The sequence below is a fragment of the Lysinibacillus sp. FW301-JW8 genome, from assembly GCF_058788755.1.
In genome coordinates this window covers 1-18132 of the sequence record NZ_JBYTBB010000069.1, presented here as the reverse complement: position 1 = coordinate 18132, position 18132 = coordinate 1, and the positions used below count along the sequence as shown (strand labels likewise).

Here is an 18132-nt window from a genome sequence, read left to right as displayed (position 1 = left end):
TGTTATACTATTCTAAAAAAAATATGATTAAGGGGATGAAAAGTGAATGATTGGTGCTAAGACCATATTGTTAGATCAACTTCAAGCTAATGCTAATGATCGTAGTTGGTATATCTCATTCTATGAAGTAGCTGATGGATTAACGGAAGAAGAAGCTTTTTGGAAACCTGATGATTCAAGTCATAGTATTGCTGAAATTGTCCAACATCTAATTTATTGGAATGAAACTTGGCAATTACGGTATAAAGAAAATCATGTTAATGCCAGTTCACAAACCAATAACAATGCTGATACTTTTCATGTTAGAGATGAGGATACTTTCTTTGAATTAAAGGAAAAGCTGTTAAAAATACTACTTCAATGGCAGGAGCTTATTGAGGAAGAACAACTTTTATCGATTGTAAATGGATATCCTGTGAAGGCTGAATGGTGGGCAATCATATCTAATGCTGCAACTCATAATGCTTACCATATTGGACAACTAGCATATATTCGTAAAATGGAGAAATAGAAATTCGTTAGATCTTTGGAAATATAAGGAATTATTTACTGTATTTCCAAAAATTAGTCCTTCTTTTTAAAAATGCTCCTTCCCTTATTGCGTATAAATACACAATCTTCCCACTGTACGTTATTCCTATTACCCTTTTATTGGAAAATATGTATACTTAAAATATAGTAAGTTGCCTCTGTAGCTATAGAAGGGAAGAGCGCCGGAAAACATTGTAGATACCGGGTCGCAAGGCAAGGGTTTCAGAAGCACCGAAAAGCAAATGAGCTGAGGCAGGTGAAATTCCTAGCCGGTGAAAGTCCGTAGGGAAGCGTGTTCCCCCTAGCCTATGCTTACGAAAGGAGTGCGGGTTCGAATCCCGTCAGAGGCATATGCAAACTGATGTCTTTATACTATTCTTTAAATCCTCCAAATATAATTCTGAATAAAACCTTCTGTTAACCCCTATTCTATAGAGAATTATTATTTATTTAAAAATAAATAAGACCAGGCTCAATAAAATCGAGTACCTGGTCCTTCTTGCTTTGTTGTAGAAATAGGAATTGAAAAGACATTTTTAGCATATCATAGCAGCCTGAACAATTTCTGAACACTAAGGATTTATTTGTTTGTCTCATCCGTTACCCATCTTCCTACAAAAATAAACGGTTGCCTATTGGTTTGCAATAGGTAATTGTAGTAAATCATCTACAAATTTATCAAGCGTAATCATTTGACTGGCATAGTCATAGTTCATGATAGTGTCTTTGACTGAATAATAATAAACATTTTCTTTTTGTACCGCAGGGATACTGTTCCAAAGTGGAATATCTTTTAATTTTTGTTCCAATGTCTCTACAGACTCTTCAAAATTTGTATATGCGATGATGTCTGCATCAGCTAAGTATTCTGGTAACAATCCTAATGAGATAGAAGCACTATAGCATCAATGCTAAATGTGTATAGAAGTAAAAACGTATGTTAACTTTTTTGAAGGTCTTTCATCAATAATTTTAACTCTTCTGAGCCTATTTTATTAATATGAATCAAATTCATTATTTGTTCCATTGCATTTATTTTATTTTCAAATGCCGTTGTAAGCTGATTATGATTGTTTTTCATCATGCTTCCTGGATCTAGCTCTTTTAATTTCCCCTTTGCTTTTCGAAGAATTTCTAAACCATCCTCTAAACGCTTTGTAGTTGAATCACTTTCATCAGTATTATCACTATTAAAATTCCTAAAAAAATCTAATGTTTCTTTTAATATTTCATTCACTTGCTCTATATAGTCATGCAATGTAACATCCTCCAATCTACCTATATCATAGGATAAATAGGATGTTTTGTCATTTCAAAAAATGATTTACATATTAGTAGTCTAAAATCCTCAATTATACTCTGTACAAGTAATCATTTTAACATTCTCTTCTGTTTGTTGTTAAAGGATGAAAAGATTTCTATAGAAAAAATTGAAAAAGACTGTTCTCCAAGGTCATTTATACGAACCAAAGAGACAGCCTTTAAAACTTTGTCTAAGCTTTATTTTGTAGAGATGCTACCCAGTTATTTGTATCAGCAATCGTTGGATTAGCAAGGTAATGCCCACCTTCTATTTGAAGGGTTTGACCAGTCATAAATTTCGATTCATCAGAAGCTAGGAATAAAACTGCATGTCCGATATCATCTGCTTCACCGTGGTATGGTAATGCATTAAATTTTGAATAAATATCGAGCATCTCTTGTGGTATATTACTTTTAGCAGCTGGTGTTAAAATTAGACCTGGTGCGACGGCATTACAGCGGATTTTATCTTTTCCATATTGAGTGGCAATATTTTTTGTCATATTGGCAACGCCCGCTTTTGTTGCACCATAAGCAGTACGACAAATAGTTTAATATCAAACTATTTATTTTTAAACTAAATACTCTTACGTTCGTCGGATATGTGCTTATGTCTAACTGTTTCATATTTATTAGTATAACTTTTTGGTTTGCAGTAAATAGTATTAGTGGTGAAAACACACCGATAAACTACGATGGAGGGATATTTTATGAATAATATTCGTGAAGGATTAATCCCAACAATTTTAGGGTCTGCTGTTACTGCTACTGGCTATGCATTAAAGCAAAAAAGTGGTTCTAACAAAATGATTGCCAATACTGTATTCGGTTTCGGTTTAGCGCATATTGTATTAGGTACAATAGATCTTATTGAACATCGTCGTTAAGAGGAGGAGAGCTCATTTTTCGGGCTCTCTTTATAATTACAAGTAGAAAAAGTCTCTGTTAAAAATGGAAGGTTAGGATTCATCTATTTTTTTCCTATCCGTCTCCTTAAGTTTATTATTGCGTAAAAATTATGGATTATTATATTTTAAAACTATACATCTCCTTTATTTTCCAATAAAATAAAGGAATAGCTTTAAAATATTAGGAGATGCTGAAATGAAAAATTATCCCAATTGTGATCTTATCGAATAAGAGATATCCATTAAATTAAGTGAGAGAGAAAAATATAGTCTTAACGCCACTCATGAGGATAAAAAATTTATTCAAAAAAAATAATTCAGTATATAGATTGTACTGTCACCATTAAAGATACGAATTCTGAAACAATTATTTGTACGTTTTAACCAAAGAAAAAAAGACTAGTTACAGATAATCTTGATATTATTGAATTTCTTATTATTCATGAATAATAAAGCAGACTTAGAATCGTATTAATAAATCTATGAATGAGGAAAAATATATGATAAATCCAATTACTTCTACAATCGTCTTTTTTTCATATTTAATACTATTTATTATTTTGAGAATTGTTTTCTTCAATTTTGCTTTCAAAACACATAAACGACCACTTTCAATGTTTTATGATACGACGCTTGTTATCGCAACGACAATTTGGTTAATTACTATTAGAGAAATCATTTGGTTTAATTACGAATCATCAATACTTTGGCTAGGTGTAATACTTTATGTAGTTGCTATTTGTGATTTTGGCTATAATATTTATCAATTTAAAAATATAAAGCATTCAACTAATTGATTTCGTTGAATGCTTTCAAAGGTTACTCTAGATGTCTAAAGGGATCTTTCAGTACACTTATTTTACTTCTTCCATAAACGTTCTAAGATTTTCAACTATTTCTTTAGATCTGGTATGGTGTAAATAGTGATCTCCCTCAAGTGTCATCACTTTTCCATGTACTGAGTGTTTGACTTGCTCTTCATGCAGATTTATCCAATTTTCAACAGTTTCATCTTCTGTCACAAATAAAATAAGCGGTAGCTCTTTAGGGAATGTTAGATTTTCTGCTGCTGTAAAGTTTCTATAAAAGTTTTTCATTTCATTGGAGGTGCTAGTATTATAAAAGTTTTTTAGAGTAATCATCCTTATTTGCTCTTTTGTCTCGTCATCATAAGGTAGTCCTGCATATGGATCTGCATCTTCTATTTTCATTATCAATCTACCTATCCCTGATTTTTTAAGAATTTGAAATGTTTTTATAGGAAACTTCGTATCCATACCCCCCTGTGTTGGTACACTGCTGTCAATACCTACAAATGCACTGACTTCGTTTGGATATTTATTTACATAATCTAATCCATAAATACCTGCAATGGAATGACCCATAAGAATATATTGGTCAATATTCAATTGTTGTAGGACTTCATGAATTTCACTTACAATATTGTCTGTGCTTCTTTCTGTATCTGTATCATCACTTAATCCATATCCAAAAGGCTCAATTATGACGACCTTATAATATGGAGCTAGCTCTTTCACAAGCGGCTTAAAATCAAGTGCTGGGGCCGCTGTTCCAAAACCTGGTAGTAGCACCACTGTTTCTTCGCCATCTCCTTGAATTGTGACATTCATATTTTGTCCGTTTACGGATACAAGCTGACCATAGGATTCTATTTTTCCTTGTTCTATTTTGTTGCATACAATGTTTACGATAAATACAATCGCTAGTGCAAGGACAATTGCCACAGCTATTATGCCAATTGATTTAAGTATAATTTTTAATACTTTATTCATCTGTAGACACGAGAGGTTAGAACACCGTTGAGGTCGTTTTTCACCTGTACTCGTGCTTTCCCTCCTTTTCATAACACCTTGATGATTTCTGTTGGCTTATTCCAGCTTCTTTATAGGCTGTTAATGAAAGTGTATATGTTGAAGATATATTCTCTATGACAACAATATGAACGCAATATGAACTATAAAAAAATGTTACAACTTATGTTCACAAGTCGTAACATTTAGAATTGGTTTTAATTTGTTGGTGCTATGATAGGTAATGTGACAATGAAAGTCGTGCCTTGCCCAAGCTGGCTTTGCACTTGGATGTCTCCTTGATGAAGCGATACAATCTGTTTCACAATAGCCAGTCCCATACCACTTCCGTCATATTTACGGCTATGGGAGCGATCAGCCTTAAAAAAACGCTCGAATATACGCTTTTGATCCTCTAAAGAAATTCCAATACCCATATCAGCTACTCGGACTATTACGTTATTGGCCTCTTGTTTGATACTGACATCAATCATATCACCGTCATTTGAAAATTTGATGCTATTGGTAAAAATATTTGTCCATACCTGATTTAATTGATCATAATCAGCCATTAGGTGAACAGCCTGTAAATTGACATTAAAATGGATGTTTCGAGCAGACCATTGCGGCTGAATTGCGATGATAACACGCCTAATTTGTTCATCAAGGCTAAATGTAACAAGCTGTAATTGCTGTGCCTTTGATTCAAGCAAACTCAGCTTTAGTAGACTATCACTCATCTTGGACATTCGATTGGCTTCAGCAATGATAATATCGAGATAACGGCTTTTCTCGTCTTCAGAGAGGTCGACTTGCTTCAGTGCTATAGCATAACCGGATATTGAAGTAAGTGGCGACTGTACTTCATGAGAGACGTTGGATACGAAATCTCTTCGCATCTGCTCAAGCTGCTGTAAATCGTGTGCCATTTCTTCAAAGCTCCGAGCCAAGGTACCTAACTCACCCGTTTGCTTAATATTCAGCTCGACATTGAAATCTCCTCCTGCTATATGCCTAGTAGCTTTTGTTAATTTTTTGATTGGCTTTACAAAAAACATCGCCGCTACTAAAAACACTAGGCTTCCTAATACAAGGGCATATGTTGAAAAATTCAATATCAATTTTATTGCAAACGAGGTAGAAGGTAAGGAGATTGGTTCTACAAACATCGCTTTGGTACCCATTTCAGTTGTTAAAGGCATTCCTAAGAGAGTAGATGAAACACCACTTGACTCCACTTGAACAACCTCTCCAGCCAAAACTTTTCTGACCTGTTCATTTGTCACATCTGCAAATTTATCGCCGTTCAACTCTCCGTAACTTTGAAACTGCCCCGTTTCTTCATAAATGCGTATATGATAGGATTGGAGCTGATTCATTTCACTTACGAATGTCACCGCTTCATTATATGGTAATGTATCAAAAATCAGCACGATGTCCTGTCCAAAGTTCAGTAAGGGGATTTGCAAGTTTTCGTTCAATTTATCTTTGAACACCCATGTTGCCACGAAAAAGGAAATGATTGTACCTCCAATTACGGCAACTAAGAATGTTACTACGACACGTGTATATAAAGATCGAATCATTCATAAACCTCAAGCCGATAGCCAAGCCCACGTACCGTCTCTATTTGAAATTCTGTTGAAGTTATGAACCTCTCCCTTAGGCGCTTTATATGTACATCGATAGTTCGGTTATCTCCTGCAAAATCAAGCCCCCAAACCTGATCAATTAGCTGCTCCCGTGTATAGACCTGTCCTGGTGTTTCAGCAAGCTTATAAAGCAATTCAAACTCTTTGAGCGGCAGCGAAATAGATTCGACTCCTCTCATAACCTTATATGTTTGACGGTCAAGTGTAATAGTACCAAGCTTAATTGTCTGTGTGGAGCCAATTTTATAGCGCTTCAGCAATGCCTTTATACGAACCGTTAACTCTAGCGGATCAAATGGCTTTGTCAAATAATCATCCGTTCCAAGTTCGAAGCCCTTCACTTTCTCCCATGTTTCACCTCTTGCAGTCAGCATAAGTAACGGGAGTTCAGTATTTGCTCTACGTAGCTCCTTACATAAAGTCCACCCATCCATCGTCGGCATCATAATATCAAGCACAACAAGATCAACATGTGTTGCGTGATAAATGGACAGTGCTTCCTTCCCATCCTTTGCTTCAATTGTTGTGAATCCATCTTTGCGCAAAAATAGGCAGACGAGTTCGCGAATGTTCGCATCGTCGTCAGCAACAAGTATAGTAGGCATTCGTTTCCTCTTTTCCATTCTAGATTTACGTTACAATTATACAATATATTTAATTCTATTACATTTTGGAGCTCGTATCCGTTAGCAGCATAATCTTTTCATAAAAAAAGACTGTAAACAAACATAAGTTCATCTACAATCTCAGTATTATCCTTCGTTTTCAAATCTCTATTTATACAATTCCTTATAAACGATTACTTTTAAAGCCATTATCTCTTCCTCTGTTAATTTCCCTTGAACTTCTTGAAGAACCTCATCCTTCGTCATTGAACCATTTTGTACTTTTTCTCGGATAGTATTCAGCTCCGAGATTCCCACTTTTTGAATTAAGACTTTGGTAGCCTCTTCTTTTGTTGTAAATGGCAATTTGCTGCTGTCAGCCGTTTTTGCCTCCTCCATAAACGACTTTAGTTCAGGATCACTTTCAATCGTTTGCTTAATTTCTTCTATTTCACCACTATTCTCTAATTCTGTTGAAATCGTCTCCACTATTTTATCGGAGGCAAACTTCGTACCGTAGTGATACACTCCGTAACCAACAACGCCTAGGAAAATTAAAAATATTAGCAGGAATTTAATGAATCTCATATTCTCACACTCCCTTATCCTAAAGATAATAATACTATATAGAATGAAGTGAAGAGAAATGATAGCCTTTGAAGGATAGCAAGGACAAGTGACAGATTAACCCTATTATCTGTATAGCCTTCAAAAAATATTTTCTATTACTTGAGATTTTTTTTAATACTATGCGTTTTTAAGATAAGGAGGTGTATTTCATGAATGAGCAGCTTATCCAAAAAGTCTTAGCTGGTGATCAACAGGCATTCCGTATCATTGTCGATACATATATGCAGCCGCTTGTCAGTTTTTTAAACTATCATACGAAGGATGAGGAGTTGGCAAAGGATATTGCACAAGAGGCTTTTATAAAATGCTATGAAAACCTACAATACTTTAAAGGCAGTTACTTTAAGGCTTGGCTTTTTCGAATAGCAATGAATCAGCTAATTGATTTTAAAAGAAAACATAAAGAAGATGCAACATCGCTTGAGGAAACTCCCTCATTGCTGACACCTGAATCTGTAGTTATTGCGAAGGAGCAGAATGCGCTGCTCCAGCAATGGCTTCAAACGTTGGACGACAAAACTCGTCAAATATTTGCTTTGAAGTATGCTAGTGATTGCTCTTATGAAGAGATTGCCGAGACGCTTAGTATATCCATTGCCGAGGTGCGAAATCGGCTATATCGGACAAAAATTCGGCTAAGAACAGCGGAGAAGAAAGGAGACATTAATGGTGAAATGCTTATCGATGGAAGACATGTATGATTTTCTCGATGGACGAATGGATAGTAAGAAAATAACGCAAATTGAAAGACATATACAAGATTGTCCCTCTTGCTCAGCACGATTTGAGGAACTTTTGGAAACTGAGCATACAATAAGTGCTCTGTTCTCACCTGTTAGTGTAGAGGCTACCTTTACAGATCAAGTGATGGATAAATTAACTAAGAAAAAGACTACCAAAAAACATCATTGGCGAGCAACCTTAGCAACAGTGATGATCACAGCAGCATTCATTTTTCTGATATTTTCGATACTCCAAAAGGTAGATTATCAAACTGCCTCTTCAATATCCATAAAAGTCAAGGATGTAAAGATATCAGATGCTTTCATTTATGTGACATTAGCTACATCTGGCTATAACAGCGAACACCTTCTTTTAAATGATCCAGATGATTATGACACATCAATGGTATTTTCAAATGGAGAAAACAAGCTCTCTGGTTACATTACAGAAAAATCAAATAGTGAAGTCACATTTGAATTTCCATTATTTGATGTACCTGATTCTAGATTTAATTTGCTTTTTGACATTAATCGTTTGTATGGAATAGATGGACAATGGTCACTTCAAGTACCAATTGATCGCAGGGATATGTTAGCACAAACCGAAAATGTTACACTTCAAACATCTTTTGAAAAGGACGGTATTGCTGTTAACTTTATCCGTGCTCAACATGGACCTGAGAACTCCCTTTTCCAATTCGAAACAAAGTTTACAGAGAAAATGGCAACATTTGTAGAGCAGCAAGTGACTAAATACACTGCGGATTTACCACAAGATGAAAAATCAGCATTTGTAGGTTATAATGCACAAATTCTTTTTGATGTTTTTAATGCGGAGGGGCAAAAATTAAATCGATCAATTCCAGAAGATACCATTAGTATCCAAAACGATCGATATGCACATACACTAACACTTAGTGGCTATCCTAGCGTTCAAAATGGTGGGTATTTATTAGTAACGGGCGTCAAGTTTGAGCTGCCAACGAATATAAGACATCCACTTTCTATTGATCAATTGCCTTATACATTTACCTATAAGGGCACAGAATATGAGGTGAAGCTCCTACCAGATCAACGTCTTGAAATTTCTTCAGATGCCAAGACAACAAGTATTAATAGTTGGCAACTTACAGTTAATCATAAAACCGCTTGGGATTATTCCGAATTCAGAATTGAGAATCAAAAACTGTATACGACATTTACATTAGAAAAGGATATTCCATTCGATTCATTTATTCTATATGGTCAAACAGAATTAAAATACGTATATTTCGATAAACCAATTTCTGTAGATATTCACTGAAATTATTTGAAATCATTCCACCTTCTGAAATGGATAAACCAATTTCAGAAGGTTTTTTAGATGGTCATGCATCAGGTTAAACTAATTTATTTCACAAAATAGTATAATATAATAGTAATCAATATATTAGGAACAGCCATTAGAAACGAATTAGCCGTAAATTTATTACGCTCATCCCTATGCTCCCTTGTTTCAGTAGCAAAGTTTGCGCGCATACGATCTCCACTCACCATTGAGCCTGACATAATCATAGCTACTACAATTAAGATGCAGCCAATGATTCCTGAAATGAAATAAGCTCTTTCCATACCCCATAAAAGCATTGATATAGAAACACCTATGATGGATAAAATTGTGCCAATGAATAAATATTTCATCTAAACACCCCCATTACCTATTATACGGTTGCCTCCCATATTTTGTTTCAACGATCTACTGGAAAATTTCATCGAAAAGACGATAATAGACAATGAAGAAGATAGTATATATTTACATAAAGTGAGGTGAATATCTTTGACGATAAGCTCATTATCTAGTGAAAATTTATTGATTACTCAAAAACTATTACAAGATGTTTCTGATAACAAAAAATTAAATTTATCTGCAGAACAAAAAATTGCCTTCAAGGAAGTATTAACGGAAGCTCTTTTAGGCAATGGCATTAATACCATTTCTGACATACAAAAACAATCCATCATCAATGAACTAAAAAATTCAAATGGTCTCAATAATTATCTTAATGGTCTTAATCCTAATACATTGGGTAGCAGCAGTGTATCGAGCATTCAACAACAGATTTTTAACAGTTTAGGACTAACGAATAGCAACACCCAATCCACTTCTAATCTTTTATTGGCTGCTCTTAGTAATCCTTCTGTAGCAAGTGAAAGTGCTACCTCAAAAATTGGGAACAATACTGCGGCAAAAACAAAAGCAATGGCATCCTATCAACAACAAACTCCTATGAATTTGAGTACAAATATGGGTGCGTTGGCCTCAAGGATTGGCGACATTAGATCAGGCTTTTTTATTTAAAAGGTTATCTTCTTCTCGTTAAAGAGACGGCATAATTACCTTCCCTTTAACTCTCTTTCCATCACACTAAAAAGCAGGAATCTCTTTTTAAAGGGGAATCCTGCTTTTTAAGTTTTGTTTTGATTGGATTTTGTGTAAGCTTCTAAAGATTGTAGTAAAGGACTGTAGGATCCTTATTTAACATATTTTAAGTACTTTTTAACAAAATCTACGATGTAATACACTTCTTCTTCGGTAATATTTAATAGATTAGAAATTCTTTGTCGTTTTGCAGTTGATTTTAATTGTTCCTTCACTTGATCGATTCTCATATATTTACACTTCCGTGGATTAACATGATCTCTTATTTGCTTGTATCGAATGTAAGCGTAGCGAGCAAGTGCATTCAGCATTTCACGCTCCTGCTCATCTCGTTGCTGATTCTTTGCAACTACATCGATTACCTCGGTATCGAATGTCCATGTACCATCTGTAAATTGCATATTACCACCTCACTTAACACTGTCATGGTCCTTAAAACCCTTTTTGATTTTCAGCATTCTTTTAACCTTCTAATTATTAAATGCATTATAAAAAGCCACACCTAGTTAGATGTGACCCCTTTTTAATTTTTAATTGTATCTTACCTGAATGATTTTTCTGTGGAGTCGAGCGGTTGGAATTGGAGCATTTTCTGGGGAGACCCTAGCAGTTTTTCTGACAACCGAGCAACTTCTGGGTTTACCTGAGCAAATTTCCTGTCGAGTCGAGCAATTTCTAGGGGGACCCGAGCGGTTTTCCTGCCAAGCCGAGCAATTTCCGGGGGGACCTGAGCGGTTTTCCTGCCAAGCCGAGCAATTTCTAGGGGGACCCGAGCGGTTTTCTGACGAGCCGAGCAATTTCAAGAGGGACCCGAGCGGTTTTCTGCCAAGCCGAGCATTTTCTAGGGGAACCTGAGCGGTTTTCTGCCAAGCCGAGCCATTTCTAGGGGGACCTGAGCGGTTTTCCTGCCATGCTGAGCAATTTTTAGGGTAACCCGAGCATTTTTTACTGTAGAGGAGCAATTTCCAGGTTTACCAAGTTTTTTCTGCTAAACTGAGTTCTTGCTTTGCTTGAGCAGTTTTCTACTGACCCGAGTAACTATTAGTATGTAACTTTAAAAGCCCTTTATTCTTTATTTAATTTTTAAATCTATTTCATAGACAATTCACTATACAAATATAGTTATCAAATCATAGTAATAGTAGTGTAAAGCTAATTTAGCTTTGCACCTCCTAGTTTAGTGGTTTAGGGTCACTTTGGTTCGAGTGACCCCTTTTTTATTTTATAACGTAGATGAATAACTCCCCTCCTATCAATTGCTTAACATATTATAGATTGTAGAAAGGAGAGGTAAATTATCGGTTACTGGCAATGTGGAAATGTAGGCAGCTGGAACAATATAATTGTGGAGGCAATAACAATGGCTACAGTCTAACATTTGCAACTTTTATTTGTTAACCATTCATATTTAGCTACGAATATGAATAGGAGAATTTTAGTACCTTCATCAATGTCACAAAAAATACTCCATACAAGCATTAACTAGTCAACCTTAACTACTACAGTAAACAGGGTCACTTTTAAATGAGTGACCCTGTTTTATTGAGGACGCACCATGAGCGCTGATTATTTCCCTTCTTTTGTATTTAACCTTTGTATCTCAAGAAGCTCTGAAATCGTGACAAATTTATATCCCTGCTGTTCAAGCTCTGGTAAAACTTTTTTTAAAGCTCTTACAGTTTGATCTCGATTTCCTCCACCATCATGAAATAACACAACACTTCCCGGCTTTGCCCCTTTTAATACAGTATTGATTATCTTTTTTTCTCCTGGACTTTTCCAATCAAAAGTATCCAAATGCCATGACCACATCACCACTTTATATCCTTCTTTGTTGATTGCGTCAATCATAGCATCCGTGTATTGTCCTTCAACTGGTCTAAAATAAAACAGGGGAGTATCCTGTAATCCCATAGATAGTTGCATGCGTTTGCTTGATTTCTTTTATTAAATTAGAAACATTTGTTTTAAAGGGATGTGTATACGTATGAATGGCAAGCTCATGATTTTCATCGTGTATACGTAAAGCAAGCTCCGGATATTTTTCTGCATTTTCTCCCACAATAAAAAAAGTGGCCTTTGCATCGTATTTTGATAATAGATCTAATATTTCAGGTGTATACTTTTTATGAGGACCATCATCAAAGGTTAGGGCAATTACTTTTTCATTCGTTTTTATTTCCCACAAAATTTGTCCTGCTTCTTCGTAATACCTTCTTCCTTTGTCTGCAAAAGATTTATCATTTATCACGAATACGAATAGTGCTAAAATACATAATGATAGTAAAAGATAACTTTTCCTCAAGTTTTCACCTCCTGCAAATACTTTCTATCCCTTATTATTTGAGATTCAAACTAAAAAATGCTTTGATTTTTGTTTTATTAAATGCCTAAAATGACAATTATTAAAAACAATTCTGCATAGTGTGCTGTTAAATGGTATAGTGGTAGTTAGGAGTAGTTTTTGCAAATAAAGGTAAAACGTCTTGAAAGAAAAATCTCTAGGTATTTACTTTTTATTACTTTTAGCAATTCATATTATTTCACAAAAGGAGTACTGTAATGGCAACTATAGAGGACTTTGTTAATCTTGATATTCGAATCGGTACTGTTATCCAAGCAGAAGAACTTCCAAAAGCTAGGGTTCCTGCAATTAAAATGAACATTGATTTTGGGGAGACTTTAGGAATTAAGCAATCATCTGCACAAATTACTAAACGCTATACACCTGAAGAGATTATAGGGAAGCAAGTTGTAGCTATTGTCAATTTCCCTCCTCGTCGGGTGGCAGGCTTTAAATCTGAAGTTTTAGTAATCGGTGGCGTTCCTACAGAAGGAGATGTCATTCTCCTAGTTCCCGATCAACTTGTCCCTAATGGAACTAAAATAAGCTAAAAACAATCTCCCTTAGCAAGAATTAGTGAAAAACACCAAAAATTATCATCATTTTTTACCATAATGAGCTATAATTTATGTAAAAAGGAGCTCGTTATGGAACTAATTTTTGCACTATTACCTCTTGTAGGCATTTTTATTTTTTATCTTATTCCTGCTATTTTTATCATTTGGTTTTTATTAAAATTTATTAAAATACAGCAGGAGCAGACTGAAATCCTTAAAAGTATTTCAGATAAATTAAATAAACATATTTAAATTGATAGAAGACTGCAGCTAAACTGGAGGGGTTTGCTAACAGTCTTTTTATATGCATCCTCTACCACAATAATATGGATATTAGAAAGAAGGAGTTTGTATGGGCTTTGTTTTGAGAAAGGATTTTCAAGTAGGAACTTATGATCTTGTCTTATTGATTGTAAGAATCAGTACTGGCTTTGCTGGACGGGCTCTCAATTATCATTACTTTAGACTTCGAAGAAAAAACACCAACAAACCATACATAATCGTTTGTCAGTGCTTTTGAATTGCATCATGTACACAGAGCGCCTATTTCTTCACTTTTGAAATTGCCATGCCATCACCGATTGGCATAATAACCGACTCTAGCTGAGGATGGTTTGCTACTGTGACATTGAATTCTTGCATTAATACTGTATAGCGCTTAGGTGCCACATTCGAATCAGCCACACTGCCAGCAGCAAGGACATTATCAGTAACAATAATCGCATCATCATTTGCAAGCTGCACACAATAATGTAAGTAATTCTTATAATTTTCTTTATCCGCATCAATAAAGAAAAAATCAAATCTTTGTTTATCTTGAACTAACTTTTCTAAGCTTTGTAAAGCAGGTCCTGTCATATAGCTCACTTGTTCACAAAACCCTGCTTTTGATACATTATTATAAGCTAACTGTGCGTATTTTTCCTCTAACTCTAAAGACATTAATGTACCCTCACAATCAAGACCTCTAGCTAAACAAATCCCACTATATCCGCCAAGCGCTCCTATTTCAAGAATACTTTTAGCTTTAGTCATGGAAACAAGTATCGTTAAAAGCTTTCCAGATGAAGGTGAAACAGAAATAGCCGGCATTCCATGTTCTGTAATAGATGAAATGACCTCCTCTAAAATAGGATCTTTCCTATTAAAGACAGTATCAATGTATTGATTAACTATTTTCATTCAGGCTATTCCCTTCCATATCAGCAGCTGGTTTTAACGAAGAATTTTCCTTTTCTTCATTAGTATCAGAATTTTCCTCTGTTTCACTTTCATGAATATCAAATAATTGGATAAATTCATTAATAACCATATCAATAGCCTTTAACTCTCCTATTAAAATAGGCTCAATGGATTGAAACTCTGGTTGTTCTAATTGTTGCTTAATCGTTGCACGCTTTAAATTCATCATTTCTAAAAATGCAATAGCTCTTCCACGACGGAATGTTTTAGGACCTCGGTGTGAAGAACCATCCCTACCTCTATGACGCTCCCCGCGATGATGCCCTTCTTTTCTAAATTCCTTATATATCTCACTTTTCATATTAACAATCTCCCTTTCCGTTGTATACATATGTATACATTAAATCACAACTCAATTGTATACATATGTATACATATTGTCAATTATCTTTACTACTCAATATTTGGATCGAACATTTTTAATAATTTTTATATCTAAGGCAAATGGCTGAGCTAAGAGTTTTTTTACATCATATTTATAGTAGTATACCAGTGCTTTAACCTTACAAAGGCACTCCTTTCAGACGGTCACTTTCTATCTTTGAAGGTGACCCTTTATGTTCGAATTCCAAAATAAAAAGACGTCATTTAGACGCCTTTAATGTCTTATCTATTTCCTCAATTAACCTATCAACATGTTCCTTTGTTATGTTTATTACATATAATTGTGTCGTTTCTCCAGTTTCATATAGTTTTTTATGCATAGGATATTTGATTGCAATCGAAATATCTTTCTCCATAACAATCACCTCTTAAAAGATATATTCGACATAAAGTATAATTCACCTTCTATAAAAAGGAAAATATACGCTCCATTTTACTCTTTTTATAGCCATAAAACAACAGTTATGGAAGAGTATCATATTGAATTATAGGAAGTTTAATTGGGAATAAATTTTCTAAACTATAGGGCATCAGCTAATCTTTATTATACTACCCTAGAAAATGACCGCTCCGTTTGAAGGCACAGCTAAAATCCTTTTATGCTTCAAATATACTTGGCAAAAAACCTTCCATGAATAAAAAACATTATAGTAACACCCATTCTTGTGAAATATTAGTACGCAATTCCAACACGAGCTTTAAAATAATCAGTATTTTGGATTTGTTGGTAAGTAAATTCTGCCGTATCTGCTACAGATATCTCTGTCCCACCCTCAGGTAAAAAGCTTTGTTCGATCCGATAGTGACCAGTATACGCTCCATCAGGTAAATAGGTAGGGCAAACAATTGTCCAATCCAACTCTGATTGTTTCAATATTTCAAAGACCTGATGATGCTCCTGAGCGGAGAACGTAGTTGTTCGTCTTGATTCACTTGACTGGTAGCGTAATAAATTTGGATGCAGACGACTCTGTAAAATTCCAGCAGTTCCAACTGTTATAATTCGTTTAACATTTTCTTTTTTCATAACGTCAAGAATTACAGGTATACTTTTCGTTAGTGTGGTCGTCCCATCTGTACTTAAGGCACTGATGACAATATCTATATCTATCATAGCCTCTTCGATTATGTGTTTGTCAGTGACATCCCCTTTAATAATATGTAAATTTTCATGACATAAATTTAGCTTATTTGGCGTGCGAACTACAACTGTCACATGGTGATTATCTCGTAACGCAAGTGAAACTACATGACTGCCTACACGACCTGTTGCCCCAAACACTAAAATTCTCACAATACTCACCTCTTCAATCGATTATAACATACAATTATTTCACTATTTTTTTAACACAATAAGGATATATACCTTATTTTCAAAGCTTTTTCACCCTATCTTTGTATGTTCATATCCACCAGTCGAACATTAACGATAAAGTTATAAAGATTATTATTTTTTGCAATACTATTTACAATATATTGAATTTCGCTTTCTGTACTCTTATCAATTTCATCAATGTTATGTAGGTGGATAGTCATTACTTGATTTGTTGGGGATTCGATTAAATAACCAATCGTACTATCTGGAGAATAGCCTGCTGCTCTAAGCGCGACAATCGTTTTTTTTGTAAAATCGGAGGCTTGTAACTTGTCACCAATTTCTTCAGCATAATCTGTAGTGGGAGGAGTTTGAATGGTAGGTACGTATAAGGGTTGTTTAGTTGCAAGCAGTACCAAACTAATGAAAATGATGAAAAATAAAATTGAAATACTTTTTATTAATCCTTTCATCAATTCTCTCCATTCCATCTATTATTACCCTAGTCATAATCTTTATTGAAAAAACAATCTAATTACTACAAAAGGATTTTAAGAGTAACTGTCATGATCACCTATAAATTGCCAGGCTACACATAAAGCTGCCTGGCAGATTCTTTATCGAAAAAGCTTTCTTGAACGGTTTTTTACAATTACTTTGACAACAGGCTCTAGTTTTCCAATAGACGTATCTCCTAAATAATCCACATCTATTACGATAGCCCGTGGCTCAAAGCGTTGGATGCTCTCAATAAGACGTGCCGTATTACGTCTTTTGACAAGCTGGAAAGGTGTAAAAGAACTTGATCTAAAATCAAATTCTCTTGAAAATGGGCAAGAAATTACGAAAGTAGATAAGATTAAAGCTACATTTTGTAAAATTTCTTCAACGCCTGTAGCACTGAAGTCAATATTACTTGCAGCGGTTACTTGATGTGTCATTCTATCAACCTTTCTTCTACGATGCATACTATTATTCTGAAAAAAGAGCACTTAAATATGTATGCTAACTGCCCAAAAGATATGAACGATGTATCTTTTCTCTTTAAACTGTACCCTTCACCATTTTCCTTTAAACTCTTACCACATGCTAATGAATACACTGTTGCTAGCTTCCTACCTTACGAAAGCATAGTAGACAACATACAACCAGCTTAAACAGCCGTGTATAATAGCCCACAGTATTGAATGATTGACACTCCAAGAAATTGTAATAGCCAGAACAGAGCCAAATCCAATTCCGTTTTTCACAACTGTTTTATTTTCCAATTTTAGCACCTTCCTTGTTTTATTATTTTCTAACATATGACGCCTCATCATCTTTCCTCCTTTAGTAATTTTATAATAACAAACATATGCACCTGCTATTTATCCACACATATAATAAAGCAAAAGGATGGGGATCAATATAAAATTCACTATTTAATTGGTCAGCTCTGTTGGAATTTCTTTGGAAAATGGTCAAGGAACATCAAGTTTATTATTTGGCATATCCAGAGGGAAACTAATGGTACTTGAATATTTATATCAAGCTCAATTTGCGTTAAAGCAATTTGATTTTCAAACGATTCAAGACGTTAACGGTTTCCCTCCCTGCCAAATGTAACTTACAAACCTTCGACTATTGCGAAGGCTCATAGTGTTGAAAAATTAAATAGTCAAGGGACTCTTTGTGAATATTTAGTCAAAATGAAGGTGATTTCCGTTCCAG

22 protein-coding genes and 3 pseudogenes are annotated in these 18132 nt (G+C 34.8%); 8 read left to right on the top strand and 17 right to left on the bottom strand.

Annotation, left to right across the window (positions count from 1 at the left end; all coding sequences use genetic code 11):
* The first annotated feature begins 46 nt into the window (after positions 1–46).
* The gene (locus AC3WOM_RS21925) at positions 47–511 is read left to right on the top strand and encodes a DinB family protein (protein ID WP_492448337.1); all 465 of its coding nucleotides are present in this window, start codon (positions 47–49) and stop codon (positions 509–511) included.
* Between the two features lie 652 nt (positions 512–1163).
* Here the strand turns inward: AC3WOM_RS21925 and AC3WOM_RS21920 are convergent.
* The 3 genes and pseudogenes from AC3WOM_RS21920 to AC3WOM_RS21910 form a co-directional block, all read right to left on the bottom strand.
* Positions 1164–1340, bottom strand: coding sequence for a hypothetical protein (locus tag AC3WOM_RS21920; RefSeq protein ID WP_492448336.1), 177 nt, complete (start codon positions 1338–1340; stop codon positions 1164–1166).
* Between the two features lie 131 nt (positions 1341–1471).
* Complete coding sequence (locus tag AC3WOM_RS21915) at positions 1472–1789, bottom strand: hypothetical protein (RefSeq protein ID WP_492448335.1); 318 nt, start codon at positions 1787–1789, stop codon at positions 1472–1474.
* A gap of 235 nt (positions 1790–2024) precedes the next feature.
* Positions 2025–2375 (bottom strand): annotated as a pseudogene (locus AC3WOM_RS21910) (SDR family NAD(P)-dependent oxidoreductase); the annotation flags it as partial.
* Between the two features lie 168 nt (positions 2376–2543).
* On the opposite strand from AC3WOM_RS21910, the gene AC3WOM_RS21905 reads away from it, so the two are divergent.
* Positions 2544–2720 (top strand): asparagine synthase, encoded by a 177-nt coding sequence (locus AC3WOM_RS21905; protein WP_427549297.1) that lies wholly within the window; start codon positions 2544–2546, stop codon positions 2718–2720.
* Positions 2721–3595: 875 nt separating this feature from the next.
* Here AC3WOM_RS21905 and AC3WOM_RS21900 read toward each other — a convergent pair.
* The 4 genes from AC3WOM_RS21900 to AC3WOM_RS21885 form a co-directional block, all read right to left on the bottom strand.
* On the bottom strand, positions 3596–4534 hold the full coding sequence (locus AC3WOM_RS21900) for an alpha/beta hydrolase (protein WP_492448334.1): 939 nt from the start codon (positions 4532–4534) through the stop codon (positions 3596–3598).
* 236 nt (positions 4535–4770) lie between these two features.
* Positions 4771–6138 (bottom strand): sensor histidine kinase, encoded by a 1368-nt coding sequence (locus AC3WOM_RS21895; RefSeq protein ID WP_427549302.1) that lies wholly within the window; start codon positions 6136–6138, stop codon positions 4771–4773.
* Positions 6135–6809, bottom strand: coding sequence for a response regulator transcription factor (locus AC3WOM_RS21890; RefSeq protein WP_427549304.1), 675 nt, complete (start codon positions 6807–6809; stop codon positions 6135–6137). Before AC3WOM_RS21890 ends, AC3WOM_RS21895 begins: the two co-directional genes overlap by 4 nt.
* A 168-nt stretch (positions 6810–6977) precedes the next feature.
* On the bottom strand, positions 6978–7397 hold the full coding sequence (locus AC3WOM_RS21885) for a hypothetical protein (RefSeq protein ID WP_492448333.1): 420 nt from the start codon (positions 7395–7397) through the stop codon (positions 6978–6980).
* A gap of 191 nt (positions 7398–7588) precedes the next feature.
* Here AC3WOM_RS21885 and AC3WOM_RS21880 point away from each other — a divergent pair, with 191 nt between their 5' ends.
* Together AC3WOM_RS21880 and AC3WOM_RS21875 are read left to right on the top strand one after the other, a co-directional pair.
* Complete coding sequence (locus tag AC3WOM_RS21880; protein WP_492448332.1) at positions 7589–8140, top strand: RNA polymerase sigma factor; 552 nt, start codon at positions 7589–7591, stop codon at positions 8138–8140.
* Entirely contained in the window at positions 8106–9464 is a 1359-nt protein-coding gene (locus tag AC3WOM_RS21875; protein ID WP_492448331.1) for an anti-sigma factor family protein, read from the top strand. Before AC3WOM_RS21880 ends, AC3WOM_RS21875 begins: the two co-directional genes overlap by 35 nt.
* 86 nt (positions 9465–9550) lie before the next feature.
* On the opposite strand, the gene AC3WOM_RS21870 is transcribed toward AC3WOM_RS21875, so the two are convergent.
* The gene (locus AC3WOM_RS21870; RefSeq protein ID WP_492448330.1) at positions 9551–9841 is read right to left on the bottom strand and encodes a DUF5316 domain-containing protein; all 291 of its coding nucleotides are present in this window, start codon (positions 9839–9841) and stop codon (positions 9551–9553) included.
* 136 nt (positions 9842–9977) lie between these two features.
* Between AC3WOM_RS21870 and AC3WOM_RS21865 the strand changes: the two genes are divergently transcribed.
* Positions 9978–10499 (top strand): hypothetical protein, encoded by a 522-nt coding sequence (locus tag AC3WOM_RS21865; protein WP_492448329.1) that lies wholly within the window; start codon positions 9978–9980, stop codon positions 10497–10499.
* Positions 10500–10672: 173 nt separating this feature from the next.
* Here AC3WOM_RS21865 and AC3WOM_RS21860 read toward each other — a convergent pair whose 3' ends face one another.
* Entirely contained in the window at positions 10673–10981 is a 309-nt protein-coding gene (locus AC3WOM_RS21860) for a hypothetical protein (protein WP_427538372.1), read from the bottom strand.
* Positions 10982–12146: 1165 nt separating this feature from the next.
* Positions 12147–12852, bottom strand: a pseudogene (locus AC3WOM_RS21855) (polysaccharide deacetylase family protein).
* 290 nt (positions 12853–13142) lie between these two features.
* On the opposite strand from AC3WOM_RS21855, the gene csaA reads away from it, so the two are divergent.
* Positions 13143–13475 carry a chaperone CsaA gene (gene csaA, locus AC3WOM_RS21850; RefSeq protein ID WP_427538366.1) on the top strand — a complete coding sequence of 111 codons (333 nt, stop codon included), beginning with the start codon at positions 13143–13145 and terminating at the stop codon, positions 13473–13475.
* 96 nt (positions 13476–13571) lie between these two features.
* The gene (locus AC3WOM_RS21845) at positions 13572–13733 is read left to right on the top strand and encodes a hypothetical protein (protein WP_492448328.1); all 162 of its coding nucleotides are present in this window, start codon (positions 13572–13574) and stop codon (positions 13731–13733) included.
* 291 nt (positions 13734–14024) lie between these two features.
* Here AC3WOM_RS21845 and AC3WOM_RS21840 read toward each other — a convergent pair whose 3' ends face one another.
* The 7 genes from AC3WOM_RS21840 to AC3WOM_RS21810 form a co-directional block, all read right to left on the bottom strand.
* A complete protein-coding gene (locus AC3WOM_RS21840) occupies positions 14025–14663 on the bottom strand; it encodes an O-methyltransferase (protein ID WP_492448327.1) in 639 nt (212 codons plus the stop codon).
* A complete protein-coding gene (locus AC3WOM_RS21835; RefSeq protein WP_492448326.1) occupies positions 14650–15024 on the bottom strand; it encodes a hypothetical protein in 375 nt (124 codons plus the stop codon). Before AC3WOM_RS21835 ends, AC3WOM_RS21840 begins: the two co-directional genes overlap by 14 nt.
* 283 nt (positions 15025–15307) lie before the next feature.
* Positions 15308–15463, bottom strand: a complete 156-nt coding sequence (locus AC3WOM_RS21830) for a hypothetical protein (protein ID WP_427538354.1) — start codon at positions 15461–15463, stop codon at positions 15308–15310.
* A 317-nt stretch (positions 15464–15780) separates the two neighbouring features.
* Positions 15781–16401: an NAD(P)-dependent oxidoreductase gene (locus tag AC3WOM_RS21825; protein WP_492448324.1), complete on the bottom strand. Its 621-nt coding sequence runs from the start codon at positions 16399–16401 to the stop codon at positions 15781–15783.
* Between the two features lie 95 nt (positions 16402–16496).
* The gene (locus AC3WOM_RS21820; RefSeq protein WP_492448323.1) at positions 16497–16913 is read right to left on the bottom strand and encodes a hypothetical protein; all 417 of its coding nucleotides are present in this window, start codon (positions 16911–16913) and stop codon (positions 16497–16499) included.
* A gap of 126 nt (positions 16914–17039) precedes the next feature.
* Positions 17040–17363 (bottom strand): GPW/gp25 family protein, encoded by a 324-nt coding sequence (locus AC3WOM_RS21815; protein ID WP_427538345.1) that lies wholly within the window; start codon positions 17361–17363, stop codon positions 17040–17042.
* A 174-nt stretch (positions 17364–17537) separates the two neighbouring features.
* Positions 17538–17738, bottom strand: coding sequence for a hypothetical protein (locus tag AC3WOM_RS21810; protein WP_427538342.1), 201 nt, complete (start codon positions 17736–17738; stop codon positions 17538–17540).
* A gap of 66 nt (positions 17739–17804) precedes the next feature.
* Between AC3WOM_RS21810 and AC3WOM_RS21805 the strand changes: the two are divergent.
* Positions 17805–18027 (top strand): annotated as a pseudogene (locus AC3WOM_RS21805) (hypothetical protein).
* The last annotated feature ends 105 nt before the right edge of the window (positions 18028–18132 follow it).

What these genes read in the sequence shown, in the direction of transcription:
- AC3WOM_RS21925 (WP_492448337.1), top strand. Translation starts at nt 47, where the DNA reads ATGATTGGTGCTAAGACCATATTGTTAGATCAACTTCAAGCTAATGCT.
- AC3WOM_RS21905 (WP_427549297.1), top strand. Translation starts at nt 2,544, where the DNA reads ATGAATAATATTCGTGAAGGATTAATCCCAACAATTTTAGGGTCTGCT.
- AC3WOM_RS21900 (WP_492448334.1), bottom strand. Translation starts at nt 4,534, where the DNA reads ATGAATAAAGTATTAAAAATTATACTTAAATCAATTGGCATAATAGCT.
- AC3WOM_RS21895 (WP_427549302.1), bottom strand. Translation starts at nt 6,138, where the DNA reads ATGATTCGATCTTTATATACACGTGTCGTAGTAACATTCTTAGTTGCC.
- AC3WOM_RS21890 (WP_427549304.1), bottom strand. Translation starts at nt 6,809, where the DNA reads ATGCCTACTATACTTGTTGCTGACGACGATGCGAACATTCGCGAACTC.
- AC3WOM_RS21885 (WP_492448333.1), bottom strand. Translation starts at nt 7,397, where the DNA reads ATGAGATTCATTAAATTCCTGCTAATATTTTTAATTTTCCTAGGCGTT.
- AC3WOM_RS21880 (WP_492448332.1), top strand. Translation starts at nt 7,589, where the DNA reads ATGAATGAGCAGCTTATCCAAAAAGTCTTAGCTGGTGATCAACAGGCA.
- AC3WOM_RS21875 (WP_492448331.1), top strand. Translation starts at nt 8,106, where the DNA reads ATGGTGAAATGCTTATCGATGGAAGACATGTATGATTTTCTCGATGGA.
- AC3WOM_RS21870 (WP_492448330.1), bottom strand. Translation starts at nt 9,841, where the DNA reads ATGAAATATTTATTCATTGGCACAATTTTATCCATCATAGGTGTTTCT.
- AC3WOM_RS21860 (WP_427538372.1), bottom strand. Translation starts at nt 10,981, where the DNA reads ATGCAATTTACAGATGGTACATGGACATTCGATACCGAGGTAATCGAT.
- csaA (WP_427538366.1), top strand. Translation starts at nt 13,143, where the DNA reads ATGGCAACTATAGAGGACTTTGTTAATCTTGATATTCGAATCGGTACT.
- AC3WOM_RS21845 (WP_492448328.1), top strand. Translation starts at nt 13,572, where the DNA reads ATGGAACTAATTTTTGCACTATTACCTCTTGTAGGCATTTTTATTTTT.
- AC3WOM_RS21840 (WP_492448327.1), bottom strand. Translation starts at nt 14,663, where the DNA reads ATGAAAATAGTTAATCAATACATTGATACTGTCTTTAATAGGAAAGAT.
- AC3WOM_RS21835 (WP_492448326.1), bottom strand. Translation starts at nt 15,024, where the DNA reads ATGAAAAGTGAGATATATAAGGAATTTAGAAAAGAAGGGCATCATCGC.
- AC3WOM_RS21830 (WP_427538354.1), bottom strand. Translation starts at nt 15,463, where the DNA reads ATGGAGAAAGATATTTCGATTGCAATCAAATATCCTATGCATAAAAAA.
- AC3WOM_RS21820 (WP_492448323.1), bottom strand. Translation starts at nt 16,913, where the DNA reads ATGGAATGGAGAGAATTGATGAAAGGATTAATAAAAAGTATTTCAATT.
- AC3WOM_RS21815 (WP_427538345.1), bottom strand. Translation starts at nt 17,363, where the DNA reads ATGACACATCAAGTAACCGCTGCAAGTAATATTGACTTCAGTGCTACA.
- AC3WOM_RS21810 (WP_427538342.1), bottom strand. Translation starts at nt 17,738, where the DNA reads ATGAGGCGTCATATGTTAGAAAATAATAAAACAAGGAAGGTGCTAAAA.